This window comes from Campylobacter sp. MG1 (genome assembly GCF_026616895.1).
Lineage (GTDB): Bacteria > Campylobacterota > Campylobacteria > Campylobacterales > Campylobacteraceae > Campylobacter_E.
The window spans coordinates 132,271-156,588 of record NZ_JANYME010000006.1 but is presented as its reverse complement, the minus strand read 5'-3'; the positions used below and the strand labels follow the sequence as shown (position 1 = coordinate 156,588).

The window sequence follows — 24,318 nt, the reverse complement described above, 5'->3', positions numbered from 1 at the left end:
AAATTATTTAATAATTTATTTAATATTTTTTAAAATAAATAAAGTTATAGAAAGATTTAAATTTAAAAAGTTTTAGAATATTTTTAATGCTAATAAAGATAATTTGTATTAGCTAACTAGCTACTTATCTTTATCAGCATTTTGTTTTACGCTTGCTTGTTTGTTCTATGAAAAACTCCTTTTTAGTTAAAGGAGTTTTATCAGGGTGCATTTTCTTAAAATGCTCTAAATATTTTTCATAATCAGGTGCTCCAAGCATTGCGTAAAAAAACTCACGAAGCTGCTTTTTCATAAACCACTTCTTTAAGTGGAATGCTAAACCTATTAGAATAACTTTCTTTCCAAATTAGAACGAATTTAATTCCAACTATTATGGTAACTAATAAGAAGAAAATCGTTAAAATAGCATTTACTACATTAGAATGTGCTACTTGTTTAGCTTTATTAAATTCTTTTAAAGTCGCTTCACTATTATCTCCTGCATTAATTTTTACTAATAGTTCATCAGCTTTAGCAAAATTAATTTGAGCTGTTGCTACGTGAGAAATTGAGTTTGCGATTTTACTTTCACTTTGTGGTAATACCTTTGCAATACCTGCTGTAAATGTAGTTGAGATTACAAAAAGCGCAGGTAAAACAATAGCTAAGATATACTTTCTTTTTCCCATTTTAATAAATACAGAGCCACATAAAAACATAGCAACTACTGCTAAAAGTTGATTTGATACACCAAAAAGCGACCAAAGTGAATAAATTCCGCCAAGTGGGTCAATCGCACCACCATATAAGAACCAGCCCCATCCAGCAACACAAATTAAAGTAGCGAATATATTTGCTCCTAAATTACTTGTGTTTGCAAGTGGCTTATAAACATTTCCTAACATATCTTGAACCATAAATCTACAAGTTCTAGTTCCCGCATCAACTGCTGTTAAGATAAATAATGCTTCAAATAAAATAGCGAAGTGATACCAAAATGCCATCATTTCCTTTCCACCGATTAGCTCGTGAATAATTAATGATAAGCCTATTGCAAATGTAGGTGCTCCACCTGTTCTACTTAATATAGTGCTCTCACCTATATCATTAGCAAGTGTTTGAATATCAGCAGGAGTTACGCTAAATCCCCAAGCACTAATAGCTGCACTCGCACTCTCAAGTGTCGTGCCTATAATTGCTGGTGCTGAATTTATTGCAAAATATACTCCAGGTTGAAGTATGCAAGCAGCAATTAAAGCCATAATAGCAACTGCACTCTCCATTAGCATTGAACCATAGCCTACCATTTTTGCTTGTGTTTCATTTTCTAGCATTTTTGGACTTGTTCCACTAGAAATTAATGCGTGAAAGCCTGAAATCGCCCCACAAGCAATATTTATGAATAAAAATGGAAATAATCCACCCGCAAAAACAGGACCTGTGCCATCTATAAAATGTGTAACTTTTGCCATTTTAATTTCAGGAGAAACTAAAACAACACAAATAGCCATTATTAAAATTACACCAATTTTTAAAAATGTTGAAAGATAATCTCTTGGCGCAAGTAAAAACCAAACTGGCAAAATCGCAGCTATCATTCCATAGCCCATCATTATAAAGCTAAGTTCAAGAACGCTAAAATCAAAATGTCTTGCTAAATCAGGGTCGTTTGATACAACTTTTCCTAAATATAAAGCTATCATAAGTAAAACAAAGCCAATTATACTAGCTTCTCCGACTGCACCTGGGCGAATAAATCTCATATAAATTCCCATAAAAATAGCAATAGGAATTGTTGAAGCTATTGTGAATGTCCCCCAAGGAGAATGCGCTAAAGCTTTTACAACAACCATAGCTAAAATAGCAATGATAATTAGCATAATAAGAAAAATTCCTATCATAGAAACAACACCAACGAAATTCCCCATCTCGTCTTTAATCATTTCGCCAAGACTTTTTCCACCGCGTCTGCTTGATACAAAAAGCACAACAAAATCATGCACGCTACCAACTAAAACGCCACCAATTAATATCCATAATACACTAGGCAAATATCCCATTTGAGCTGCTAGGATTGGTCCAACAAGTGGTCCTGCACCTGCAATTGCAGCAAAGTGATGGCCAAATAAAACATATTTGTTTGTAGGAACAAAGTCTTTTCCATCGTTAAGTGCTACAGCAGGAGTAATCTTAGTAGCATCAACGCCGCAAAGCTTAGTTTCTATAAACAAAGCATAAAATCTATAGCCGATTGTATAAATACAAACAGCAGCTACAACTATCCAAGCAGCATTTATTGTTTCGCCATTATTTAAAGCGATAACGCCCATACAAAATGCTCCAAGAATAGCAACAACTATCCATAAAAGCTTATTCATAGCTTCTCCTTAAAAATAAATTAATTTTTTAATCTAATTAAAAATGTGAGTAAGTATTATAATCTAAAATTATAATACTTATAAGAATTTTATATTAAAAGATAAAAATATAAAAAAATTACGAGTTAAATTATTAATATTTATTATAAATGTTTCCATAATACTCAATATTCTCTGCATTGCCTAAAGCATTTACTTTATCTGCTATTTTTTGAGCGTTAATTTCTAAATCAAATTCACTAGCTTCACTAAAAGCCATATTAACATCTATAACACTATCTAATCGCTTAATGGCATTAAAAGTTGCTAAAGTATTGTCAAAATCACTAGCTTCAATTAAAACGATAAATTTTTTATCAATTACTTGCTCTATGTTGGCATCTTTTATATTTTTTATTTCGTTTTCAAATTCTTCATTTGCAATAACTACTAAAGATGAAATCATTAAAAATCCTTTTTGTATAAAATTTTTGAATAAGCATTGAGCTTTAATGTATTTTTATCAAATAATATTGAATTAAGATATAAATTACCTATATTTATTTTATCCTTACCTATACAAATATTATTTTCTAAATCGCAAGAATAAGCAAAGTTTAAATTATCACTTAAAGCGCAATTATAAACTAAATTATCACTTTCTATATTAGTAATTTCATTTAATTTATCATCATTAATTATAACTTTTCTATCAGTTGAGCAAGAAATAATATTATCTTTTTTATAATCTACATTATAAATATTATCTTTATGAACTTCCTTGCTTATAAAATCATTAGAATTTAAATCATAAACAACTATTTTTCCACTTTCAAATCCTAAAGCAATTTTTGCCTTTTCTTTATTAATACTTGCAGCATTTATGCTTGCATTTGAAAAATGAACTTTTTTTATTAAGTTAAATGATAAATCTCTTATGATTAGTTCGCTTCCTAAAGAAGTAAGAATTATTTTATCTTTATATAAAAATGCCTTATTAATATCGCTTGAGATTTTAAATTTCAATAATTTATTATCTTTATAAATGTTTAAAGTCTTTAATCCATCTTTTGAGCTAATTGCTAAAATGTTAATATCGTAATCATCAATAAAAATAATATTATCATCAAGGCTTAAAACCTTATCATTATTTTTATAAATATCATTGCCACACGCTACAAATTCATTATTGATATAGTTTATATAACAATCATATTCTAAATATTCTAATTCATTTAGGTTTAGCTCACTTGCTAAACCTAAACTAGCTATAAATAATAGCAATTTTTTCAATTTAATCCTTCATTTATTACATCAAGTAAATTTGAACGATGTTTGCCTAATTCATCATTTCTAAAATCAGGCTTAAATGTGTTTTTGATTCCACTATCAATATTTGCTTGTGGTGCGTGGCATTGAACGCAGTTATATCTTGCTTGAGATATAGAATCAAGTTTTTTCTCATTTCTTAAATCATAATAATGGCTTGCTGGCATAGGAGTTGCTTCTTCAATACTAAGCTTTATACGCTCATTATCAGCACCTAAATCATGACAGCTAAGACACATATTATTATCTTGAGTAATTGGTAAAAAATCTTCTACATTGTGTGGAATTTGTGGTGGAGCATTTAAATAAGCTCTTTCAAAACGCTCTGCTTCTCCAGCTTCTTTTTCAGAGTATGTAAAATTCTTGATTTCTAATTTTGTTTCATCGTTTAGTGAATGTTTTCTTAAACCAATTTCAGTATCACTCACACTAGCAGCAATCAACAAACTACTAGCAGCTAAACTTAAAAATATTTTTTTCATTTTTTTCCTTTCAAAAAATTAATTAAATTAAAATTAAGTGCATCATCATCGCATACTTCAATACATCTAGCACACTTAATGCACTCACTATTGCTAACATTACCACTATATTTTGTAATAAGTGATAATACTTGAGCTTCTGGACAAATCATTTTGCATTTCATACATTTAGTGCATTTATTTAAATCATAACTTACTTTTAACATAGCAAATTTTGAAATTAAACTATAAAAAGCACCTAATGGACAAAGATGCGAACAAACCAAATTCCTTTGCACAAATAAATCAAGTAAAAATATAATAATTGCAACAAATATAGCCGAAGTTTGCATAAAAATTATTCCCCTAGTAATTATTCCTATATGAGAATACTTTTCAAATATTGGCTCATTTGCTATCAAACACAAAATCAAAATACTAAATAATATAAAATATCTAGTGTTTTGTTTAAAATTAGTCAGCTTAGAGCTTTTAAAACTTGTGTTTTGCTTGATAAAATCTGCTAAATTTGTAATCAAATTAACAGGACAAACAAAAGAACAAAATGCACGACCCAAAAACAAAGCATAAATAATAAAAACTAAAAATGCAGATATAAATAATCCCACATTAAGAGTAAAAGTTGCTAAAAATATTTGCAAATACGCAAAAGGGTCGCTTAAGCTAATACTATTAAATAATAGCGAAGAGCTAAGATTTCCTTTTAAAATAAAATCAGCACTAGGTAATACAAATAAAGCTAAAAGTCCTAATTGGATAAATCTTCTTAAAATCAAATATTTATTTTTTAATATCTTCATTAAAATTCTCCATCATTTAGGTAATTTATAGCTTTTTTCTCATCGTGTTTTTTGCTAGTATCTATGTGTTTTAATCTTTCATCATCACCACTAACCCAACCTTTAACATAATTATCATTTCTCTCACCCAATATAAAACTAGTAGGCAAAATAACAATAGCTGGCTTTTTAGTAATACAAACTTTTTCACATAAACCACAACCCACACAATAATCATAATCAACCTTAGGCACTAACATTGCATGTTTTTTAGTTCGCTCATTTCTTTTATATTCAAGCTTTAAAGCTTTATCTATAAAAGGACACGCCCTATAGCAAGCATCACATTGAATTCCAAAATGAGCTACACAAGAGCTTTCATCTACTATTGCACGACCAATATTTACTAAAGAAATTTTATTAATACTTTTATCTAGCGCATCTGTCGGACAAGCCTTAATACAAGGCAAATCATCGCATAAATAGCAAGGAATTTCATTTGCACTAAATTTAGGAGTTCCTAAACTAGCAAATTCCCCTATCTTAGCTAAACTTAAAGTATTATAAGGGCAAGCTTTTACACATTTAGCACAACGAATGCAATTAGCCAAAAAATGTTTTTCACTAACAACTCCTGGTGGGCGTAGAAAAAAACTCTTTTTAAGTTCAATTTTGCTTTCACTTTTTGGTGTATCGTTTAGTTTGAATATGCTAAAAGTTCCAACACCAACTGCTAAAATCTTTATAGTATTTGTAAAAAATTGCCTTCTCATAAATATTACGCCTTAGTTATTTTTACTGCACACTTTTTAAAATCAGTTTGTTTTGAAATTGGACAAGTTGCATCTAATGTAACTTTATTAATATAAACATTCTCATCAAACCAAGGAACATAAACAAGACCTCTTGGTGGTTTATTTCTTCCACGCATATCAATACGAGCTTTAACTTTTCCACGGCGAGATTCTATCCATACTAATTCTCTTTGCTCAACTCCTAAAGCTTTAGCATCTTCTGGATGAATATAGCACATAGCTTCAGGAACTGCACGGAATAATTCAGGAACTCTCATTGTCATTGTTCCACTATGCCAATGCTCTAAAACCCTACCAGTGCATAACCAGAATGGATATTCTTCAGATGGTCTTTCAGGTGCTTTCATAAATGGTCTAAAGAAAATCTTAGCTTTATTTGTAATTGCTGTTGCTTCTTCACTTGTTGGTTTTGCTAAATCACCACTTTTAATTGATTTATCAAAATCCCCATAGAATGCAAAATCACCTTCAGGGTTTGCTTTTTTAGCATATACATCGTATTTTGTATTAAATCTCCATTGAGTTTCTTTACCATCAACAACAGGCCATCTTAAGCCCCTTACCTTATGATAAGTTTCAAAACTAGCTAAATCGTGTCCGTGACCAGCTCCGAATTTTCTATATTCTTCCCATAAATATTTTTGAATAAAGAAATTATAGCCTTTAAATACAGTGCCATCACTACCTTTTACATTTCTACTATCGCCTTTAACTTCGCTATTTAACCAATCTTTTAAGCTTTCACTATCATCTAATGAAATTTCTTTACATTCTTTATTAGCAAATAAAACATCATATAAAGTATCATCTTCTTTATATCCCATTTCTTTAGCTTTTTCTAATACGCTTGGTAATGTTGTCTTTTCATCAATTTTTACTTCATTCCAAACTTCGCTTAATTTAAAGCGTTTGCTAAGCTCTAATAATTGCCATAAATCACTCATAGCTTCGCCAACTGGCAATACTTGTTGTCTCCAATGTTGAGTTCTTCTTTCTGCGTTTCCGTAAGCTCCCCATTTTTCATAAATCATAGCTGTAGGTAAAATTAAATCCGCAACTTTTGCACTAATTCCAGGATAGCAATCACTTACTACTATAAAATTATCTTTTTCTCTAGCAGCTTTTATCCAGTGATTTGCATTTGCAGTATTTTGCCAAGGATTATTTACCATAACCCATGCGAATTTTTGTTTTCCATCTTCAAGATTTCTCATCATTTGCATAAAGTGATTTCCTTGAACACCATTAATTGTTCCTTCAGGAACTTTCCAAAGTTCTTCACTTTTAGCTCTATGTTTAGGATTTGCTACAACCCAATCAGCAGGTAAGCGGTGTGCGAAAGTTCCAACTTCTCTTGCTGTTCCACAAGCACTTGGCTGACCTGTTAAAGAGAATGCTCCATCACCTGGTTTTGCTTGTTTTCCTACTAATAAATGCACAGTGTATGCAAGTTCATTTACCCAACTACCACGAGTATGTTGGTTAAAGCCCATAGTCCAAAAGCTTACTACCTTTCTGCTTTTTTCAATATATAAATCAGCTAATGCTTTTAATTTTTTCTTAAATTCTTCTATATCTTCATCAGGATTTCCTTTAGCTACGCTTGCAACATAATCTAATGTATAAGGTTCAAGTGCTTTTTTGAAATCTTCAAATTGAATTTGCCAGTTAAGTGCTGCTTGAGCTTGATGTTTCATTTCAAATTTTTCGCCATCTTTTACACCTAAATGACTTAATGCTATTGCTTCATCTTTATCTAAAGTGATTGCATTTTCTTTAGCTACGGTATCTTTTTCAGCTTCGCTAAAGCTTGGATGATTTGGATTATTTCTCATTCCATATCCAATATCAGCAAATCCTGTTGTAAATACACAATGATTTTTTACAAATTCCCAATCAATTGCTTTTGGATTGTTATATACAATTTCTCTAGCAATATAATTTAATATTGCAATATCAGAACTTGGAGTAAATATAAGTTCCATATCAGCAATGTCGCTAGTTCTTGTTGTATAGGTTGAAAGATTTACAATTTTTACTTTTTCAGGGTCTCTTAATTTTCTATCACTTACACGGCTCCATAAAATTGGGTGCATTTCAGCCATATTTGAACCCCAACAAATAATAGTATCTGTAAGTTCAATATCATCATAGCAACCTGCAGGCTCATCAATACCAAATGTTTGCATAAAACCAATAACAGCACTTGCCATACAATGTCTAGCATTTGGGTCTATATTATTGCTTCTAAAACCAGCTTTAAATAATTTTGAAGCGGCATATCCTTCTTGAATAGTATGCTGACCACTTGCAAACATTCCTATACCATTTACACCTTGCTCTTTTAAAGCTTTTTTCATATGTTTTTCCATCTCATCAAAAGCTCTTTTCCAAGATACTGGAGCAAATTTTCCGTTCTTATCAAATTCGCCCTTAGCATTTACTCTTAATAAAGGCGTTACAAGTCTATCTTCTCCATACATAATTTTTGCATTAAAATATCCTTTAATACAATTTAAACCACGATTTACAGGTGCTTCAGGGTCGCCCTTAGTAGCTACAATTTTGCCATTTTTAGTAGCAACCATAATACCACAGCCAGTTCCACAAAATCTACAAACTGCTTTATCCCAAGTCCATTCACTTGTTTCGTCTTTTGCTAAAGCAATAGTAGGATTTATGCAAGCTGCTGCACTTGCAACTGCTGTGCTCTTTAAAAAATCTCTTCTTTGCATATATTCTCCTTTTCAAAAAAATAAGATTAAATTATAAAAAATAAAAAAGTATTGATTATAATTAATAATTGTATTTATTTTTTTAATTGAAATATACAAGTTTTTATAAATATTCATTAAATACAAATTTAAACTCGCTATATTAAATTTTACTTAATAAAATTTATTAATACAAATCAATTATTTTTAAGCTTTTTTATATTAAAGTAATTCCCTATTTTTTTACAAGGTGTATAGATGAAAAAACCAACAAACAAACTTTTATTAGCCCTTTGTATAGTAATTGGGATTTTTATTGGTGGTGGAATTTATACTTTTATAATAGCAGATGGCTTTTTAATGATGACTTCTAAACCTGAAGCCTGTAGCAAATGTCATATTATGACAGATGTTTATGATAGCTGGGCAAAAGGTGAGCATTCAAGCAATGCAGGTTGCGTAGATTGTCATTTACCTCAAGGTGATGTGGTAGCTTATTGGACTAAAAAAGCTTATCACGGATTAAAACACGGCTATTATTTTACAGTAGGAGGAAATCCACCTAATTTAGAACCTACCGAAATGACACACGAAGATGTTAATCGCAATTGTGCGACTTGTCATAAAGACTACGCACATAATGCAATCAATGCAACGACAAAATTAAATAGCGAGCCACTTGATTGCCTTAGCTGTCATAGAACAATAGGTCATTTACATAATTAAAAGGAGAAAATATGTCAAAATCAGTTTATGTTGCGGCTATTGTGGTAGCTGCTTTAGGTGGTGCAGGCTTATTTGCACTTAATACAAACATTGCAGAACATAAAGGTGAAAGTAAAACTCAACCATTAAAAACTTTTGAAATTAGTGATGAAGAACCAGATTTTGCAAAATGGGGTAGAAATTTCCCAGCTCAATTAGATGGTTATTTACAAATGAAAGATGAGTATATTGAAACACCATTTGGTGGAAGCTTACCTTATAGTAAGATTATTCGCTGGCCGGCTGCGACAACATTTTGGAATGGATATGCTTTTGCGGTTGATTATTCTAAACCAAGAACTCACTATTACTCACAAATTGACCAAATGGAAACAAAAAGAAACAATAAAGAATATCTAAATGCTCACGGATTACCTGCATTTAAAGGTCAGCCTGGTGCTTGTGTAAATTGCCATACTGGATTTTTAACTGCTATTTATAAAAGTGATAAATTAAGCCCAAGTTTTATGCTAGGTAAAACTGAAGTAATGGGTGCAAAGAAAATGGGATTTTTTGACGCATTTGGTGAAAAAGGCGAAGCTATGAAAGAAGCTTGGACAAATATGAATAAAATGCCTTATTTTGATGTTATGAAAAAAGTAGAAGAAAAATACGGAGATGGAATTCACGGCTCTCATATGGGATCAACCTGTGCAGATTGTCATAACCCAGATGATATGAGCCTTCGTGTAACTCGCCCTGCTTTTGTTAATGCTATGGTTTTAAGAGGCTATGAAGCAGACGCTAAAAGTGGTATCAAAGCTAGTAGAAAAGAAATGAGAAATTATGTTTGTATGCAATGCCATGTTGAGTATTATTTTGAAGGTAAAGATAGCACTTTAACATTCCCATGGACAAAATGGAAAAAAGATGAAGCATTTAAAATAGAGAATTTTGATGAGTACTATGATGAAAAATTTGCAAATGGCGAATTCCCATATGATTACATTCAAAAAGATACAAAAACAAAAATAATTAAAATGCAACACCCAGAAGCTGAAATGTATTCAAGCTCTTTACATTATAGAAGTGGTGTAACTTGTGCAGATTGTCATATGCCATACAAAAGAGATGGAGCAAACAAAGTAACTAATCACAATATACTATCTCCATTAGCTGATATAAATGCAGCTTGCAAAACTTGCCATCCACAAAGCGAACAAGTATTAAAAGATAGAATTAGCTTTATTCAAAATCGCCACGCTTATGAGCTTAGAGGTTGTGAAAATAACTTATTAGCATTAATTGCTGATATAAAAACAGCTCGTGAAGAATTAGCAAAACTTCCTGAATTTGCAAATCTTGAAGATAAAGCAAGAGATGATGCTATTTCAAAAGTTATAGAAAAAGCACAATATGCTCATAGAAAAGCACATATTAGATGGGACGTATCATTTAGTGAAAATAGCTATGGCTTCCACTCACCACAAGAATTTATGAGAATTATAGGTCAATGTAAAGAAGTAGCTAGAGAAGGACAAGCAGAGTTAGCAAATGCGTTAGCTCCTTATGGAATTAAAATTGAATTAACAAAAACAGCAACAATTCCAGCAGCACCTCTAAAACTAGACCATAAACCACCAACAGGTGCTCTACCAACAGAAGCTATGAAAAAAGTTGATGAGGATGTAAAAAATCTAAACTTTAAATAAAAAATTGCGAGATTTTCTCGCAATTTAAAATCTAGATCAAACAAATTAAACCTAAAACGAGTATAATTTTTTATGTAATATAGTATCCTATACTCATATATAATATAACTTTTAAAGTTTTTATATTTTGAATAACTTAATTTTTTGTGATATTTATACAATATTTACTAAAAATTATATAAATATTGCATAAATTATGTAATAGAGTATCATATTTAAAACTAAACCAAAACTTTGATTAAAAATTTTATCTATCCACAAAATTTATAAAAATATTTTAAAAAGATTATTATTATAAAATAATTATAAAAACACAACGCTTATATTATTTGATATAATTTATTAAAATTAACTAAACTTTTAACTATTTTATATCAATATTTCTTAAGTATTTAAATTTATTTTTTTATTACTACTTAATAAAATATTTATTAGATTTTTGATTATCAAAATTTAAAAATTTAACTTATATTTTTTCTTTATATTCTATTATTTTACTTGTTATATTTCCACAATTTTCACATTCATAAATTTCTTCTTTTTCACCTACCCAAAATGCTTGTCTTATATATATTCCATCTCTTTTAACATCTTCTTGTATTTTTTCTTTAGATAAAATATTTGTTTTTATCTTTCGTTTCATAAATACTTCTTTACAATTTTCACACTCTGAATCAGCCTTTTCATTGCTATAAGAACCAACAAAAAATATAACTGGCAAAATCACAACCACCAAAGCCCACCAAGAATTTAAATTAATTTTAAAAACCTCAGTTAAGACAACAATTACAATAGTAGTAAAAACAATAGCTACAAATATTGAAAATAAAATACTTTTAATTTTTCTAAAGAGCTTATACATTTTTTTCCTTTTTAATAATATAAAAATGTATTCTACCCCCCCCCATAATAAAATTAAACTTAAATAATTTAATAAAAATAAATTAAATATAGTATTTTATTTATAAAGTATAAAAAATATTAATCAAAATTTAAACAAAAATTATTTAAATATTAAACCTTAGGAAGGTAATAATCTTTCATTGTTCTTATTTTGATTAATATAATTACAAATCTATTAGCAATTTTATTTAAAAATAACGCTTTTAACCCTACTAACACTATCATTTTTAGCAAGACTTAGTCTAATAATACTATCTTCCTTAGCGTATAAACTATGAAAAATTTTAGCATCAACTCTTATACTCATTAAAGATTTTAAATTCTTAACCTCACCATTTATCTCAAAATCAATTTCACCTTTTAAAACCTGAACTATTATTCTAGCTGGGGCATTATGCTTATCCATTGATGAGCCTTTAGGCATTAAAATTTGAATTTCTTTACTAAATTCATCATCACAAATCACATTAACATTAAAATCTATGATTTTATTATCCCAATTAAAAACTTCATAATTCATATTATCTCCTTTTAAGATAATATTACTCTTTTTTTAAATTTAAAAAATTGATTATGATTAAATAATTATTATTTCATTAATTGCTTAATCGCTAAAGATGATAATAAAAGCCCCATAGAAGCAGTCATTCCCATAAAAGACCCAAGCCCAACACACATTGGCTCTTCTTCGCTATAAGCCATTTTAAATTTACCTTTAAATCTGCGTTTTTTAAGCTCAAGTCTAACGGCTTTTGCTAAAGCACACATTTTGGTCTTATCCCAATTTGCAACCTTTAATTTTAAAGGGTCAATTCTTTTTGCAGCTCCACCACTGCTAATAAAACTAATGCCTTTTTCATAAGCAATTTCGGCTATATCGCATTTAGCTTTAACATCATCAATACAATCAATTATTAAATCAAATTCTTTATCTTTTAAAAACTCTAAAAAGCTTTCTTTAGTGATTAATAACTCATAGCAATTTGCCTTATAAAATTCAGCAAAAACGCTAGCCTTACTAAGTCCAATATTTTCAGAATGTAATTGTCTATTTTGATTACTAGCTTCAAAATAATCCTTATCAATCCCACTTACATTAATACCAACTCTAGCAAGTGAGCTAAAGCACATACCACCAACTCCGCCAAGCCCACAAATTAGCACTTTTTTTGAACTCAATTTATCATAATTATCTTGAAATAATAATCTAGCTCTTGCAAATCTCTCACTCATTTTCTAACCATTTCTTTACTTTTTTTAATTCTTTTTTAGCCGTTAGATTTAGCTTAATTGGAGTAATACTTGCATAACCTTGTCTTACATAATCAATATCATCATCTTTTGCTTTTACCTTGCTTAAATCATACAAGCTATCTAGCCAATAATACTCTAATCCTCTAGGGTTTTTACATATTTTACTTGAGAATTCATATCTCATTTTACCCATCTTACAAACTTTATAACCTTTATAATCACTCTCACAACTTGGATAATTTACATTTAAAAATCTTCTTTTTTTAAGTGGATTAAGCTTAAGTAATTTTAAGATTAATTTAACAGCAAGTTTACTTGAACGCTTAAAATCTATATCTTTTTCATAAAGTTGAGAAAAAGCAATCGCATTCACTCCACAAAGCACGCTCTCCATACAAGCAGCCGCTGTACCTGAATAGGTTATATCTTCAGCTAAGTTTGCTCCATTATTAATCCCACTTACTACCAAATCAGGTAATTTATCCTTAAAAATAGTGCAAAATGCAAGATTTACGCAATCACTTGGAGTGCCGTCTTTTAAGGCATAATAATTTTTCTTAATTTTTACAAAACTTAGTGGATGATTTAGTGTAAGCGAATGCGCACAAGCACTCTTATTGCTCCAAGGAGCAACCACAAAAACTTCTAAATCTTTAATCTTTTTAAGTCTTTTTCTAAGTGCTAGAAGACCTGCTGCATCATATCCATCATCATTGGTTAATAATATTCTCATTTTTACCTTTTCATATCAAAATCTATAAATAATTTTATTTTTTTATCATTATTAAATAATTCTAATCTATATCTCATAGTGCTTAATAAACAAGTGCTTACTACAAACTCACTTACATAATCTCCGTTATCAAGTCTAACAAGCTCGGCATTTATAACACCCATATCCATATTAAGCCCATATAATTTAAGATTTAGATTATCGTATTTAGGTAAGCCTTTAATTATTAATTTAGTTTCTTCCATAAATCTTATCGGACGATTAATAATTTCAAAACTAATTTTTCTACCTTTGAAATCTTTTTCGCATATATCTTTATTAATAGAGCATTTAAGTGGAGTGTTTAAATAATTTTCATCAATTTTTTCATCATCACAAGCTATGAAAAATAAAGCTAAAAATATTAACACAACTCTCATTTTAAATTCCTTCTAATAGCAACTAAACTAAAAATTATTAGGATAATTACGCTAATTATTAGCCATAATGGACTTTCAAAATTGCTCTTTTCTCCTGCGTAAGAATGCTTACCTACTAAATAATAATTCACTCCAAAATAAGTCATTAAAATAACGCCAAATCCCCACATACTAAGCAGTGCGTATAATAGTTTTGATTTTAATTTTAAATGCACCAAAATTGCATATATTAATATACTTATTAAAGACCAAGTCTCTTTGCTATCCCAGCCCCAGTATCTTCCCCAAGACTCATTAGCCCAAATTCCACCCAAAAAATTCCCACAAATTAATAATAATAAGCCCAAATGATTTGCTAAATATATTTGAATATTTGCCTTATCGTAAGGTTTTTTAAATATTACGCATAATAAATAAGAAAAGCTAATTAAAGCACTTAAGCCAAAAAATCCATAAGAAGCAGCAATTAAGCTTACATGAATACTAAGATAAGGAGAATTTAAAACAGGCATTAGATTTGTAATTTGTGGATTAATATCATTAAGATGTGCTGTAAATAATGTAGCAACGCTAAATAATAAGCATAAGCTAAGTAATAGATTTTTTCTAAAAACAAGTCCAGCAAAAACGGAGCTTAAAGCAATATAAATTAAACTCTCATAAGTATTAGTAAGCGGAGTAAATCCTGCTACAAAACCCCTTAAACAAAGCAAAACTAAATGTAAAATAAATGTAAAAAATGTTAAATACCAAATTATTTTATTATTTTTAAATATTAAGACTAATGACAATAAAAATAAAATACAATAAATTTTTAATAACAAATAAAAAGCATCAATCTTTACTAAAAAATTTTCAATTATTATTTGATTATTACTAGGCAAAATATTATAAGAATTCTGCATTTTTTTAATTTCATTTAAATTTTCATTAGCAGTTTTATAATCTTTTGTACTTTTTGCTAACAATAAAGATGATATATATTTATTAGCTATGTTTTGATTTTGTAAATTTAAATTATCACTAAATGGGCTAACTAGTCTAAAATCTGGCATTTCAGGGATAATTTTAAAAAGCTCACCAGTGAAAATAAGATAAAAAATATTAACTCTTTCATCAACCTTTATAAGTTCTTTGTCATATTCTGAAAAATTAGCTTCACCCTTTGCATAAGTTTGTTTTAAAATATCTTTTAATTTATAACTTGGACCATCATAAAAATCACTAAATTTAGCATAATTATCACTTAAATTTAATTCTTTTTTCAGCTTATCATTATCAACTTTAATTAATTTTGCCTCATTAACATAAGAAATATCTGTAATCAACTTAAAAATTTCTTCATTAGCTTTTAAATTTTTAGGACACTTTAATTTATTACACAAATCATTAGTAAGTGCATAAAATGATAAAAATCTACCATTTAAATCTTGAGTAACAACAGTATTTAATTCATTTAAATGAGAATTTACATCATCAGCATAAATCTTAGGGGTAAACAAACAAAGCAATAAAGAAAGCATTTTAAACAATGTTTTGGTATGTTTAGAAAATAAATTTAAAAAACAACCTAAAAATAACACAAAATATCCTATATAAGTAGGAATTTTGCCTAAATCTTTATTAACACTTAAAACAGTACCTCTTAAATCATCGTCATAAGAATGTTGAAAAAATCTAAAACCTTTATAATCTAAAACATTATTCATTGATATACTTGCATGAATTTTTTCATTATTATCAATTATTAAAATCTCGCTTTCATAATCTTTAGGGGTATTACTAGCTGGATATGTAAAAAGATTAAACTTTTTTAAATAAACATTATAGCCTAATTTTAATGAATCCTGAGACCAAGATATTTTCATATCTTCATATAATATATCCTTATTTAGTGGTAAAATTAAATCTTTACCATTTAAACTAACCTTAATAGCTTTTAAATCTCCACCACTCATTACATAACCATTTTTTGCATGAGTTAATGTTAAAATCGGATTAAATGTAAAATCTTCGTAGTAATATACACCATCAATAAATTTAAAATCATCTGATAAATATTCCTCTTTTCCTTGATAAATTCTTTTCATATTGACATTTGTACTTGCATAAAATTCATTATTTTTTATATTAAAATTAACATATTTATCACCATCAACTTTATTAAAGCAAAAATTTAAATCCTTAACTAAATTACAATCATACTCATTTAATTCCAAATTATATAATTCATTTTCATAAGTAAAATTTAATTTTATTATTGACTTATCATTTATATTATCACTACTAACATATTCTTCTTTTGCCTCATTGCTAAACTCAACAAATCTTAATATACCGCCATCATAAATTAAGTCATCATTAAAATTATCAACTTTATACTCTTTATTATCTTTTATTATTTTAATACTTGTATTAGCACTTAATATTTCATCTTTAAATTCACCTTCTCTTAAATTTAAAACACCTTCAAAACCATAAAAATGTGTAAGAACAGCTCCTACAAATATAAAAATAAAAGATATATGTATTAAGAATAGTGATATCTTTTTATAAATTTTATATTGAAAAATTGATATTATTAAATTTATAAATAATATAATCATAACTAAATAAAAATACCAAGCATTATAAAATAAATCTTTAGCTTTTTGTACCCCATATTTTGCCTCTACTAAAGTAGCACAAGCACACATAATTGCAAAAATAAGCATAAAAAATAATGCTAAACTTAAATTATTTTTCTTGTTTATTAATTTCATTTTATTTCCATAATCTTTAAAATTTTATACATTATAATACTCTATATTTAAATAAAATATACAATATATTTTAAATTTATAATGCTTTTAATAATACTTTTTAAAATTAAATAGCACTTTTTTAATCCTTTTTTAAAATTATTTAACTAAATATTGTTTTTTATATTAATTTAAGTATATTTTAAAAAATAATTACTAAACTCTATTTTCTAATTTAATTTTAAATTAATTAAGGAGAAGTTATGAAAACTTTACTCAAATTTGGTGCCTGTATTAGCTTATGTACTGGTGCTTTGTTGGCTAGTACGGCAGTAACTCCACAAAATGATGGAATAGTGCCTAGAACTCTTCATGATTATGTAAATCAAGAAACTGATTTCATAGAGTATTTAAAAACTAGACATCCAATGTTTAAATACGAAAAAGAAGGAAATTTAGTTGGAAAATATTCTATTTCTAATCGTCAAGAAGAATTCGTAGAATTCGGTGGTGCTGCAAATTTTGAAAAAGATAAAGGTCGCTCTGCGTCAATTACTTATCGCTTAGGAATGGAAAGTATTTTAGATTATCCAAACAAATTCGTTGGACCTAAAAAATGTGGTGAATGCCACCCTGCTCAATATGAAGCTTGGAATCGCTCACGCCACTCAAAAGTTATTCGTTTCCCTGATGAATTAGAAGAAGCTGGAGGAGACCCTAAAAAGCCTATGTATAATTCTGAAGCTACAATTTTACCAAAAGGTGTTGAAGCTGATGATGTATTTGTAATCGTAGGAACTCCTAGAACAAAATATGGTTTTATTGATAAATGGTTAGTTCGTGGAACTTATCACATTGAAGATGGAAAATTAGCTGATGGAACAGGTAAAATGGTTGCTGGTGGTAATCAATTTTCACGCCTTTGGGCTGAATCACTTACACCTGAAGTTGCAAAAAAAATCGCTGAATTTTCACCTGGCTTTCCTACAAAATTAGAAGATTTTGGCAAACAAACTTCAAGTGTTTGGGGAGTAAATTCTTATGGTTCTACTTATAAGGAAAAAATGATGTTTCAACCAGCATCTGCATATTGTGAAGTATGCCATAGCTTTAAATTTGATTTCAAATCTAAAGAAGAGTTCTTAGCAGCAATAGGAAATAAAGATGAACTTAGAAAACACGCAATTTCTAAAGGAATTAGCTGTGAAGAATGTCACGGAGCTGGAGCTCACCTTTACGGAGCAAGGGGTGCTGGTATGCCAAGTAATTGCGAAAGATGTCATCAAAGATTTGCTTATGATAGTGAAGATGCTAAAAATGACCCGAGAAAACCATTTAATAGTTACTTTAAATCATCTTGTCCATCTTGTGGAACTGAAGGCTCACAAATGTATAATTCTATGCACTATGATAAAGGTATGAGATGTTCAACTTGTCACGACCCACATGAAGTTACTGCAAATGATTGGAAAGACCCTTATACAAAAGTAGGACTTAAAAAAACTTGTAGTGATTGTCACGAAACTCAAGCTGAAATGTTTAAATATGGTGGACCACACGCTAAAGATAATTGTACAGGTTGTCACATGCCAAATATGATGAGTTGTGAAAACTTTGCTAGCATTCAAAACCCTGATAAAGGTGGATTTGACAATGTTCGTGCAAGTCATATATGGAAAATTTATGTAGATAAAGATGCAAAAACTCTAAATCCACCTGAAGGAAAAGAAAGAGATCCTAAGACAACTAAAGGTTGGACAATTGCTAGAAAAGATGGCAAATTCTTTGTGGATTTAATGTGGAGTTGTGGAAGAACTAGCTGGAGTGATGCAAATCTAGTTGGACCTGGGGCTAGTGGATGCCATAGTGCTGTACAATCAACTTTACCAAAAGAATTACATTTCACTGACCAAGAGCAAATCTATAATAAAGTTATGGAATGGCAAACACCGGTAAAAGAAGGTTTTAACAAACTTGAACTTGCAATTCGCAAAATTGATAAAGAACAAGCAAAAATGGATAATCTAAGCACAAAAACTAAATCAGAAATTATCCTACTTACAAAAGAAGCAAGAGTAATTTATGATAAAATTTCAAAAGATGGAAGCTGGGGTGTTCATGGTCCAAAATATGCTTTAAAATTAATAAATGAAGCATTAGTTTATGTACAACAAGCACAAAATTTACTAGATGGTAAAAATTAATTACGAGGGCTAATTTTTAGCCCTTAAGAAAGGAAAAATAATGTTTTTAAGATTTATTTTTGCCATCTTTTTAAGCTTTAACCTTTTTGCATCGGAAGGAGATTTCGCCGTAGTTGAAGGTGTGATTCCTATATCTATGGCTGAAGTTGAAAAAGAACTTGGCAAAAAAGATGTGTATATTTTTGATGCAAATGTAAAAGAAGAGCGTATTAAATATGGTTATTTACCAGGCTCAATATTTATAAATACAGCAGAATGGGTGGATTTATTACCTAATGACAAAAATTCAAAAATAATATTTTATTGTCTAAATAGAATGTGCTATGCAAGTAGCGATGCGGCTTTAAAAGCACAAAAATTGGGCTATAAAAATGTATTTGTAATGCTTGATGGTATTCAACAATGGATAATATCAGGTCGCCCTATTGAAAAAGGTGGAATTAAACCACTAGTAAAAAGTCATGATATAAGCAGTTGGAATGATGCAACTGATATAAAAAATTACACTGATGAATTACATAAAAATTTAAGATTTGGTAATCTACCAGCTTGTAGAGATTGTCATGGTAGTAGTGGTGTAATAGGAAATTTAGCAAATGATAAAGCAAATGTAAACGACAACTGTAATTCTTGTCATAAAGAAGTAAAAGCGGAATTTAGTGGTAGTGTACATGATAAAATGACAAACCCTAGAGAAAAATCACCATCATGCTCTGATTGCCACAATATTCATGACAAAATACAACTAACCTCATTAGCTGTTAAAAAATTAAGCGATAACAAATGTGGAAGTTGTCACGAAAAAGAGCAAATGCATTATCACGAAACTTTCCACGGAAAAGCTATGGTTTTAGCAAAAGATGGAGAAAGTAAAAAAATAGCTGCTTGCTTTGATTGTCATGGAACACACAATATCCACAAACCAAGTAATGAAAAATCAACATTATTTGGAGAGGCAAGAGTTAAAACTTGTGAAAAATGCCATGAAGGAAGCAATGAAAATTTTGCTAGCTTTATAGCTCACGCTGACCATCACGATAAAGATAAATTCCCATTATTATATTGGGCTTATGTATTTATGACAGGACTTGTAATATCAGTATTTGCATTCTTTGGTTTACATACATTCTTGTGGAGTATGAAACTAATTTATATGAGTATTAAATATAAAAATGAGTGGCGTGCAGCAAAAGAAAAAATGCATAAAGATAAGGTAAAAATTAAACGCTTTAGCACATTGCATAGAATTCAACATTTCTTTGTAGCTGCTTCGTTCTTAGGACTTAGTTTTAGTGGTTTACCACAAAAATTCTATACAGCTCCTTGGGCTGAAACTATGATAAATTTAATGGGTGGAGTTATAATGGCTACTAAAATACACCATTTTAGTGCATTTGTTATGATTGCAGTATTCTTAAGTCATATTGCTGAAGTAGTTTATAATTCTTGGACTAAGCGTGATGCTATCCGTGATAATAATGGAAAACTAAGCTTTAAATTATTCTTAGCAAAATTATTTGGACCTGATAGTTTAATGCCTAGAATGCAAGACTTAAGAGATGTTGTAGCTCACTTTAAATGGTTTATAGGAAAAGGTGAAAGACCACAATTTGATAGATTTACTTACTGGGAAAAATTTGATTATATAGCAGTATTCTGGGGTATGTTTATTATAGGATTTAGTGGATTAATCTTATGGTTCCCTGAAGCATTTACGAAAATTTTACCTGGCTTTATGCTAAATCTTGCAACGCTTGTGCATTCTGATGAAGCACTTTTAGCTACAGGATTTATTTTTGCGGTGCATTTTTTCAATACTCACTTTAGAGCTGATAGGTTCCCTATGGATATGGTTATCTTTAGTGGCGAATTAAGTGAAAGTGAATTAAAACATGAAAGAGCTAGTTGGTATAATAGATTAAAAGAAAGTGGAAAATTAGATGAGCTTAAAAATGAAAGCGATTCTTTTGCTAAATATTTTTATTTTGCAAGAATTGTTGGATTTTTAATGTTATTTACAGGGCTTATTTTCTTATTTTTAATAATATATGCATACTTAAATGTATTATTGTAAGGAGTATATATGAAAATTAAAAATATAAATTTCATTTTATCATTAATCGCAACTACATTTATTGGAGCAGCACTTTTAAGTGCTTGCTCTGATAGTAAAAAAACACCTGTTAAAGTAGTTGAAGAATTTATATTATTATGCGAAGAAGGAAAAATGAACGAAGCACAATCATTGCTTGCTAATAAAAATAATGTTGATTATTTTAAAAAATTTAAAGACAAAGGCAAGGATATGATTTTTATAGACTATGATTACAAAGGAAATGATGATATAGTTGAAATAAATTTCACACAAAAAAATAACGATGTTGATATAGCAATAGTTCAAGTAGACATAAATTATAAAATTCAACAACATAAATTTTCTAAAGATGTAATATTAAATAATGAAAATGGGACTTGGAAAATATATGAATACCCGAGCTTGTATCCTGTTAAAGTTAAATAATCAAGGTGAATATCACCTTGATATAAAGTAATATATTTTAAAATTATAATTTTTCTTTAATAATAATTTTATTTTTACTAATAATAATAAACAATAGATAGAAAAAATAAAGCTTTTAATATTTTATAAAAAATATACATATAAAGACATAATAAAAAATTTATATATTTTTATTATAAAAATTCATAAAAATTCTTAAAAAACAATAAAAATATAAAAAAATATATTTTTTATATTACTATTAGTAACTTTTTATAATTTTTGTTACATTTTTACATATAAATAAAAAAATATTTTTATAAGAGACTTTAAAATCCATAGCAAGATCATAAAAAAAGATAAAATTAGACTGAAATTAAATTTAGGAGGTATAAATGGACTCAAACTATGATAAGTCTATTAGAGATTTTAAAAGTTTTGTTTCTTTAAGAAATAAGGTTACATTTTATTTGTCGGCTATTATTTTTATATGCTATTATCTTTTTATAGCAAGTATAGGACTATTCCCAGAAATTTTAGGGTACAAATTAGGTCCTAGTGCAATTACACTTGGTATCTTAATTGGAGTATTTTTAATTATATTATGCTGTGTTATCACTGGTTTATATACATTTTTTGCTAATTATTATTTTGATAAAAGACAAAAAGAAATAATCAAAGCATTAGAACAATCTGGAGCATTAAAGGATTTAAAAGATGGAAAAATTAACTAATAATTTAAAATTTGTATTAATTTTTATAAGTCCTTATATAAATGCTGCTGGTTTTAGTAATGATAAAATAGAAAAAACAACTTTTAACCCAATAGCTGTAACAATGTTCTCAATATTTGTAATAATAACTTTGGTTATAACATTTTATTCAAATAAAAAAAGTAAAAGTAAAAGCGGTTTTTTTACAGCAGGTGGAAATATAACTGGTGTCCAAAATGGTATTGCAATAGCTGGAGATTTTATGAGTGCAGCTAGTTTTTTAGGTATTACTGCTTTAGTTTTTACCAATGGCTTTGATGGACTTGTATATTCCATAGGTTTTTTAGCTGGTTGGCCAATCATTTTATTAATAATTGCTGAAAAATTTAGAAATTTAGGCAAATTTACATTCGCTGATATCACTGCATATAGATTAGAAAATAAACCTATTAGAATACTTTCAGCAATTTCAGGATTAGCTGTTATAGTATTTTATTTAATAGCGCAAATGGTTGGTGCTGGACAACTAATACAATTATTATTTGGTCTGCCTTATATAATAGCTGTTATATTAGTTGGTATATTAATGATACTTTATGTAACATTCGGTGGTATGCATGCTACTACTTGGGTGCAAATCATTAAAGCTATATTGCTATTAGGTGGTGCTACATTTATGTCTATTATGATTTTATATTTAACAAAATTTGATTTTAGTTATTATTTTGCAAAAGCTATTGAAAACCATCCTAAAGGGGAAGCAATAATGATTCCAGGTGGATTTTTACCAGATACTATATCAGCAATCTCATTAGGACTTGCATTAATGTTTGGAACTGCTGGTTTACCACATATTTTAATGAGATTTTTTACAGTAAAAAATGCTAAAGAAGCTAGAAAATCTGTTTTTTACGCTACAGGTCTTATAGGTTATTTTTACATTTTAACATTTATAATAGGTTTTGGTTCTATTGCTTTATTATTAAGCAACCCAGAATTTAGCAATCTAGATGGTACATTCAAAGGCAGTGCAAATATGGTTGCTATAACATTATCTGAAGTAATAGGTGGAGATTATTTTCTAGGCTTTATATCAGCAGTAGCATTCTCAACTATATTAGCTGTTGTTGCAGGTCTTGCAATTTCTGGTGCTGGAGCTATATCACATGACTTATTTGTTTGTGTTGCAAAAAATGGTGTATGTGATTTAAAAACTGAAATGAAAGTTACAAAAATTTCAACCATATCAATAGGTATTTTTGCAATATTTCTTGGTATAATCTTTGAAAAACAAAATGTAGCTTTTACAGTTGGCTTAGCATTTGCTATAGCTGCAAGCGTAAATTTTCCTATACTGTTACTTAGTATATATTGGAAAAATTTAACAACAAAAGGAGCGTTTATAGGTGGGTTAATAGGTTTAATTACTGTTTTGATATTAGTAATACTTAGTCCTAGTATATGGGTAAAAAGTTTTGGTTTTGATCAAGCAATTTTTCCATATGATCATCCTGCAATTTTTTCAATGCCACTTACATTTATTTTAATTTATATAATTTCAAAATTAGATAATTCAAAAAGAGCAGAAATTGATAAAGCTGGTTTTAAAGCACAAGATTTCAAGGCACAAAGCGGAATTGGAATAAGTGAAGCTATAGAGCATTAATTTAAAAAATACCATATTTTGATGTGAATTAAAATATGGTAAATATATTAAAAATTTCTTATTTGTAAGAACTATTATTTAAAAATACTGCACTAACAATTAATATTTATTTTATCAATTCTAAGTATAGTAAGAAATTATTGTATACAAATAATTAAATAATAATAATTTATAAAAACAAAACTTTGCATATAATAAAAATTATTAAAAAATATAATATATTGATAATAATTTTAATTTTTAATAATTTAAGTAAAAATTTATTATTATTATTGTAAATTTTGCATTTTATTATTATTTTCAATTTAAGGAG

Annotated in this window: 21 protein-coding genes; 7 read left to right on the top strand and 14 right to left on the bottom strand. The window is 28.5% G+C overall.

Annotation, left to right across the window (positions count from 1 at the left end; translation table 11 throughout):
• Positions 1-133 precede the first annotated feature (133 nt).
• From NY022_RS06695 to napA, 8 genes are all read right to left on the bottom strand, one after another.
• Entirely contained in the window at positions 134-292 is a 159-nt protein-coding gene (locus NY022_RS06695) for a YbdD/YjiX family protein (RefSeq protein ID WP_214118306.1), read from the bottom strand.
• On the bottom strand, positions 273-2,357 hold the full coding sequence (locus tag NY022_RS06690) for a carbon starvation CstA family protein (RefSeq protein ID WP_214118304.1): 2,085 nt from the start codon (positions 2,355-2,357) through the stop codon (positions 273-275). The genes NY022_RS06695 and NY022_RS06690 overlap by 20 nt, the downstream gene beginning before the upstream one ends.
• 133 nt (positions 2,358-2,490) lie before the next feature.
• Positions 2,491-2,802 (bottom strand): chaperone NapD, encoded by a 312-nt coding sequence (locus NY022_RS06685; protein WP_214118302.1) that lies wholly within the window; start codon positions 2,800-2,802, stop codon positions 2,491-2,493.
• On the bottom strand, positions 2,802-3,629 hold the full coding sequence (locus NY022_RS06680) for a hypothetical protein (RefSeq protein ID WP_267524638.1): 828 nt from the start codon (positions 3,627-3,629) through the stop codon (positions 2,802-2,804). Before NY022_RS06680 ends, NY022_RS06685 begins: the two co-directional genes overlap by 1 nt.
• A complete protein-coding gene (locus NY022_RS06675) occupies positions 3,626-4,147 on the bottom strand; it encodes a nitrate reductase cytochrome c-type subunit (RefSeq protein ID WP_267524636.1) in 522 nt (173 codons plus the stop codon). Before NY022_RS06675 ends, NY022_RS06680 begins: the two co-directional genes overlap by 4 nt.
• Positions 4,144-4,947, bottom strand: a complete 804-nt coding sequence (gene napH / locus NY022_RS06670; protein ID WP_267524634.1) for a quinol dehydrogenase ferredoxin subunit NapH — start codon at positions 4,945-4,947, stop codon at positions 4,144-4,146. The genes NY022_RS06675 and napH overlap by 4 nt, the downstream gene beginning before the upstream one ends.
• Positions 4,947-5,699 (bottom strand): ferredoxin-type protein NapG, encoded by a 753-nt coding sequence (gene napG, locus NY022_RS06665; RefSeq protein ID WP_214118289.1) that lies wholly within the window; start codon positions 5,697-5,699, stop codon positions 4,947-4,949. The genes napH and napG overlap by 1 nt, the downstream gene beginning before the upstream one ends.
• Before the next feature lie 5 nt (positions 5,700-5,704).
• Positions 5,705-8,476 carry a periplasmic nitrate reductase subunit alpha gene (gene napA, locus NY022_RS06660; protein ID WP_267524630.1) on the bottom strand — a complete coding sequence of 924 codons (2,772 nt, stop codon included), beginning with the start codon at positions 8,474-8,476 and terminating at the stop codon, positions 5,705-5,707.
• A gap of 237 nt (positions 8,477-8,713) precedes the next feature.
• On the opposite strand from napA, the gene nrfH reads away from it, so the two are divergent.
• On the top strand, positions 8,714-9,181 hold the full coding sequence (gene nrfH, locus NY022_RS06655) for a cytochrome c nitrite reductase small subunit (RefSeq protein WP_214118286.1): 468 nt from the start codon (positions 8,714-8,716) through the stop codon (positions 9,179-9,181).
• Between the two features lie 11 nt (positions 9,182-9,192).
• Positions 9,193-10,872, top strand: a complete 1,680-nt coding sequence (locus tag NY022_RS06650) for an ammonia-forming cytochrome c nitrite reductase subunit c552 (protein ID WP_267524628.1) — start codon at positions 9,193-9,195, stop codon at positions 10,870-10,872.
• Positions 10,873-11,338: 466 nt separating this feature from the next.
• On the opposite strand, the gene NY022_RS06645 is transcribed toward NY022_RS06650, so the two are convergent.
• The 6 genes from NY022_RS06645 to ccsA form a co-directional block, all read right to left on the bottom strand.
• Positions 11,339-11,734 (bottom strand): hypothetical protein, encoded by a 396-nt coding sequence (locus NY022_RS06645; RefSeq protein ID WP_267524626.1) that lies wholly within the window; start codon positions 11,732-11,734, stop codon positions 11,339-11,341.
• Positions 11,735-11,959: 225 nt separating this feature from the next.
• Entirely contained in the window at positions 11,960-12,295 is a 336-nt protein-coding gene (locus NY022_RS06640) for a cupin domain-containing protein (protein WP_267524624.1), read from the bottom strand.
• A gap of 68 nt (positions 12,296-12,363) precedes the next feature.
• On the bottom strand, positions 12,364-13,008 hold the full coding sequence (locus NY022_RS06635) for a tRNA threonylcarbamoyladenosine dehydratase (protein WP_267524622.1): 645 nt from the start codon (positions 13,006-13,008) through the stop codon (positions 12,364-12,366).
• Positions 13,001-13,762, bottom strand: a complete 762-nt coding sequence (gene surE, locus NY022_RS06630; protein WP_214119758.1) for a 5'/3'-nucleotidase SurE — start codon at positions 13,760-13,762, stop codon at positions 13,001-13,003. The genes NY022_RS06635 and surE overlap by 8 nt, the downstream gene beginning before the upstream one ends.
• A gap of 2 nt (positions 13,763-13,764) precedes the next feature.
• Positions 13,765-14,181: a hypothetical protein gene (locus tag NY022_RS06625; protein ID WP_267524620.1), complete on the bottom strand. Its 417-nt coding sequence runs from the start codon at positions 14,179-14,181 to the stop codon at positions 13,765-13,767.
• On the bottom strand, positions 14,178-16,943 hold the full coding sequence (ccsA, locus tag NY022_RS06620) for a cytochrome c biogenesis protein (RefSeq protein WP_267524618.1): 2,766 nt from the start codon (positions 16,941-16,943) through the stop codon (positions 14,178-14,180). The genes NY022_RS06625 and ccsA overlap by 4 nt, the downstream gene beginning before the upstream one ends.
• 242 nt (positions 16,944-17,185) lie before the next feature.
• Between ccsA and NY022_RS06615 the strand changes: the two genes are divergently transcribed.
• The 5 genes from NY022_RS06615 (at position 17,186) to NY022_RS06595 (ending at position 24,005) form a co-directional block, all read left to right on the top strand.
• Complete coding sequence (locus tag NY022_RS06615; RefSeq protein WP_267524616.1) at positions 17,186-19,126, top strand: multiheme c-type cytochrome; 1,941 nt, start codon at positions 17,186-17,188, stop codon at positions 19,124-19,126.
• A gap of 40 nt (positions 19,127-19,166) precedes the next feature.
• Complete coding sequence (locus tag NY022_RS06610; protein WP_267524614.1) at positions 19,167-21,200, top strand: rhodanese-like domain-containing protein; 2,034 nt, start codon at positions 19,167-19,169, stop codon at positions 21,198-21,200.
• Between the two features lie 9 nt (positions 21,201-21,209).
• Positions 21,210-21,647, top strand: a complete 438-nt coding sequence (locus NY022_RS06605) for a hypothetical protein (RefSeq protein ID WP_267524612.1) — start codon at positions 21,210-21,212, stop codon at positions 21,645-21,647.
• A gap of 374 nt (positions 21,648-22,021) precedes the next feature.
• Positions 22,022-22,360: a DUF485 domain-containing protein gene (locus NY022_RS06600; protein ID WP_267524610.1), complete on the top strand. Its 339-nt coding sequence runs from the start codon at positions 22,022-22,024 to the stop codon at positions 22,358-22,360.
• Positions 22,344-24,005 (top strand): cation acetate symporter, encoded by a 1,662-nt coding sequence (locus tag NY022_RS06595; RefSeq protein WP_267524608.1) that lies wholly within the window; start codon positions 22,344-22,346, stop codon positions 24,003-24,005. Before NY022_RS06600 ends, NY022_RS06595 begins: the two co-directional genes overlap by 17 nt.
• Positions 24,006-24,318: the final 313 nt, after the last annotated feature.

What these genes read in the sequence shown, in the direction of transcription:
- NY022_RS06695 (WP_214118306.1), bottom strand. Translation starts at nt 292, where the DNA reads ATGAAAAAGCAGCTTCGTGAGTTTTTTTACGCAATGCTTGGAGCACCT.
- NY022_RS06690 (WP_214118304.1), bottom strand. Translation starts at nt 2,357, where the DNA reads ATGAATAAGCTTTTATGGATAGTTGTTGCTATTCTTGGAGCATTTTGT.
- NY022_RS06685 (WP_214118302.1), bottom strand. Translation starts at nt 2,802, where the DNA reads ATGATTTCATCTTTAGTAGTTATTGCAAATGAAGAATTTGAAAACGAA.
- NY022_RS06675 (WP_267524636.1), bottom strand. Translation starts at nt 4,147, where the DNA reads ATGAAAAAAATATTTTTAAGTTTAGCTGCTAGTAGTTTGTTGATTGCT.
- napH (WP_267524634.1), bottom strand. Translation starts at nt 4,947, where the DNA reads ATGAAGATATTAAAAAATAAATATTTGATTTTAAGAAGATTTATCCAA.
- napG (WP_214118289.1), bottom strand. Translation starts at nt 5,699, where the DNA reads ATGAGAAGGCAATTTTTTACAAATACTATAAAGATTTTAGCAGTTGGT.
- napA (WP_267524630.1), bottom strand. Translation starts at nt 8,476, where the DNA reads ATGCAAAGAAGAGATTTTTTAAAGAGCACAGCAGTTGCAAGTGCAGCA.
- nrfH (WP_214118286.1), top strand. Translation starts at nt 8,714, where the DNA reads ATGAAAAAACCAACAAACAAACTTTTATTAGCCCTTTGTATAGTAATT.
- NY022_RS06650 (WP_267524628.1), top strand. Translation starts at nt 9,193, where the DNA reads ATGTCAAAATCAGTTTATGTTGCGGCTATTGTGGTAGCTGCTTTAGGT.
- NY022_RS06645 (WP_267524626.1), bottom strand. Translation starts at nt 11,734, where the DNA reads ATGTATAAGCTCTTTAGAAAAATTAAAAGTATTTTATTTTCAATATTT.
- NY022_RS06640 (WP_267524624.1), bottom strand. Translation starts at nt 12,295, where the DNA reads ATGAATTATGAAGTTTTTAATTGGGATAATAAAATCATAGATTTTAAT.
- NY022_RS06635 (WP_267524622.1), bottom strand. Translation starts at nt 13,008, where the DNA reads ATGAGTGAGAGATTTGCAAGAGCTAGATTATTATTTCAAGATAATTAT.
- surE (WP_214119758.1), bottom strand. Translation starts at nt 13,762, where the DNA reads ATGAGAATATTATTAACCAATGATGATGGATATGATGCAGCAGGTCTT.
- NY022_RS06625 (WP_267524620.1), bottom strand. Translation starts at nt 14,181, where the DNA reads ATGAGAGTTGTGTTAATATTTTTAGCTTTATTTTTCATAGCTTGTGAT.
- ccsA (WP_267524618.1), bottom strand. Translation starts at nt 16,943, where the DNA reads ATGAAATTAATAAACAAGAAAAATAATTTAAGTTTAGCATTATTTTTT.
- NY022_RS06615 (WP_267524616.1), top strand. Translation starts at nt 17,186, where the DNA reads ATGAAAACTTTACTCAAATTTGGTGCCTGTATTAGCTTATGTACTGGT.
- NY022_RS06610 (WP_267524614.1), top strand. Translation starts at nt 19,167, where the DNA reads ATGTTTTTAAGATTTATTTTTGCCATCTTTTTAAGCTTTAACCTTTTT.
- NY022_RS06605 (WP_267524612.1), top strand. Translation starts at nt 21,210, where the DNA reads ATGAAAATTAAAAATATAAATTTCATTTTATCATTAATCGCAACTACA.
- NY022_RS06600 (WP_267524610.1), top strand. Translation starts at nt 22,022, where the DNA reads ATGGACTCAAACTATGATAAGTCTATTAGAGATTTTAAAAGTTTTGTT.
- NY022_RS06595 (WP_267524608.1), top strand. Translation starts at nt 22,344, where the DNA reads ATGGAAAAATTAACTAATAATTTAAAATTTGTATTAATTTTTATAAGT.